Source organism: Buttiauxella sp. S19-1 (genome assembly GCF_022134725.1).
In the GTDB taxonomy this organism is placed as follows: domain Bacteria; phylum Pseudomonadota; class Gammaproteobacteria; order Enterobacterales; family Enterobacteriaceae; genus Buttiauxella; species Buttiauxella ferragutiae.
This window is the reverse complement of the sequence record NZ_JAHWLU010000229.1, coordinates 1-2,171: the sequence shown is the minus strand read 5'-3', so window position 1 is coordinate 2,171 and position 2,171 is coordinate 1. Positions and strand designations below refer to the sequence as shown.

3 protein-coding genes are annotated in these 2,171 nt (G+C 50.8%); all 3 read left to right on the top strand.

Annotated elements, in window-relative coordinates; all coding sequences use genetic code 11:
• Window positions 1-261 precede the first annotated feature (261 nt).
• The 3 genes from MES37_RS24145 to MES37_RS24135 are packed head-to-tail and all read left to right on the top strand — an operon-like array spanning window position 262 to window position 1,901.
• Entirely contained in the window at window positions 262-1,065 is an 804-nt protein-coding gene (locus MES37_RS24145) for a capsid protein (protein ID WP_237932804.1), read from the top strand.
• A 2-nt stretch (window positions 1,066-1,067) separates the two neighbouring features.
• Window positions 1,068-1,307, top strand: coding sequence for an ogr/Delta-like zinc finger family protein (locus MES37_RS24140; protein WP_237932803.1), 240 nt, complete (start codon window positions 1,068-1,070; stop codon window positions 1,305-1,307).
• Between the two features lie 18 nt (window positions 1,308-1,325).
• The gene (locus tag MES37_RS24135) at window positions 1,326-1,901 is read left to right on the top strand and encodes a phage polarity suppression protein (RefSeq protein WP_237932802.1); all 576 of its coding nucleotides are present in this window, start codon (window positions 1,326-1,328) and stop codon (window positions 1,899-1,901) included.
• Window positions 1,902-2,171 lie beyond the last annotated feature (270 nt).

The window sequence follows — 2,171 nt, the reverse complement described above, 5'->3', positions numbered from 1 at the left end:
GTGGTGAACAGACGGTGAACAGTCAGACCTCGATTGTTCACCCTCTAATATACTGTATTACTTATCTTTTTTTTAAAGGTGAACAGAGTGAATAGTTAATAGCTAAAAAATAATAAAAGAGGGGGGTATGTTCCTGAGACCTTTCCTCTGGCAAGCCGGTTTTCAGGTCTTCTTGTGCCATATCTGATACATCCGGTGTGGTTCACTGATGTTGTGCCATCACAGGCAGAATGACATCAGGTTGAAAAAACGGAGAACTCAATGATGAAAACTGACTCACTCAACACGGTAATAAAAGTCACCAGTAGCGCGCAGGATGGAAAAACGCAGAACGGCGTCAAAAATGCGCTGAATACGCTGAACGGACAGGAAAGCCAGGTTCTCACCGCCGCACTGACCCGCGACCTGAAATCCTTCGGCGATGCGAAATCCCGACATACCGCAAACATGCTTGAGCTTAATGAGATTGGCACTGCCATCAGCCGCAGCGAGAAGGAGCGACAGGTCGCACTGGAAGAAAGTGAGGAAGCAGAGCACAGCTGGCGCAGCCGGTTCCGTGCCCTCAAAGGTGCCATTACACCGGAAATGAAAAACGAGCACAGCCAGCGGATTGCTAATCGCGAGCTGGCGGAGGAGTTCACCGCGCTGATTGGCGAACTGGAAACAGATAAAACCCGCGCCATGCTCAGTGCCTGCGCATCAGGCAAGGCCTATGTTGAGGCACACCGTACCGCTTTTAGCACTTACGCCAATAATGAATGGAATACGGCAATAAAAGACCTGAGTCCTGCGCTGATCCGGGCATTCTGTCTGCGCCTGCGTGAGCTGGACATTCAGGGGAATGAGGCACCGAAAAGAACGCTGGTACAGGAGCTGGGCGACCGCATTCTCAGCCAGAGCCAGCTCCACCATTTCAGCATGGAAAATGAACCAGTGCTCTCTCAGCTTGGCCTGTACCGTCCTGCACTGACCGGCGTCGATATGAATCTCTACGACAGCCCCATCAAACGGTCGATGATAGCCAAAGAGCTGGCAGAGAAAGCAGACAAAAAACAGGAGGGCTGATCATGATGCACTGCCCGTTCTGCAAAACCTCAGCGCATTCACGTACCAGCCGTTATCTGTCTGACAGTGTCAAACATCGCTATTACCAGTGCCAGAATGTACTTTGCTCAGCGACGTTCCGGTCGATGGAGTCCGTTGAGTCGATTATTTGTCATCCGGTGACCGGAGATGAACCGGCAGATGAATTTATCCAGGGGGAAATGGATAAAGCACCGAAACAGCGACCGTCAGCGACACAATGACCTACCGGGGATGAATCAATGAGCGACACACCATTACAGCAGGCCTTTGCCGTGTGTCAGGCGAATAAAACCGCCTGGCAGAATAAAAAAGATGAACTGAAAGCGGCAGAGATTGCGCTGGATGAACAGCTTGCACCGGGACATCCCCGGAACGCGGAGCGGATTACTTATCTGAGTGAATATATTGACGTTAAACAGTGGGAAATCACCTGTGCGGCGGGGCGTTATATTCGCTCGCATGAAGCGGTACAGCACACCAGTATTTGCCATTCACTCGATGCGTTTATGAAGCAGAACGGGGCCGCGCTGGTCAGTACGCTGGCACCGGAATTAATGGGGATTAATCAGCTTCAGACTTCAGTCCGTGAGCTGGCCATACGGCGAGCGACGCATTACCTCGGGGAAGCCCTGCGGGATTATCTGGCGACCGGTCCGGAAATTCATTACACAGCGGAAAACAGCGACATTTTGACAGCCATCGGATTCAGGCCTGATAAGGCTTCGCGGGCTGATACTCAGCAGAAATATACACCGGCACAAAACCATGTTTACGCGCACCGGCTGGCAGAACTGAACCAGCAACCACCCGCATAAAATCGACCAGAAAATCCCGCCATTTAATTCAATTAAACCATGCATTACGGTGCATGGTTTCGCATGTAAAACCCCGTATTTTTCACACTTCATCACCCCAGAGCTGGCGCGGCTCCGGGGTGTTCATGCACCTGCATTAAAACCCACCCATGAAGCGGGCAGGCGTGGCGGGGATAGCATTGCGCGCGCGGTATTTATTAATTTTTTAAATGAAGAGTAGTAACATGCTACAACAATGATAATTGTTACCATGCTAATGGTAATTAATCA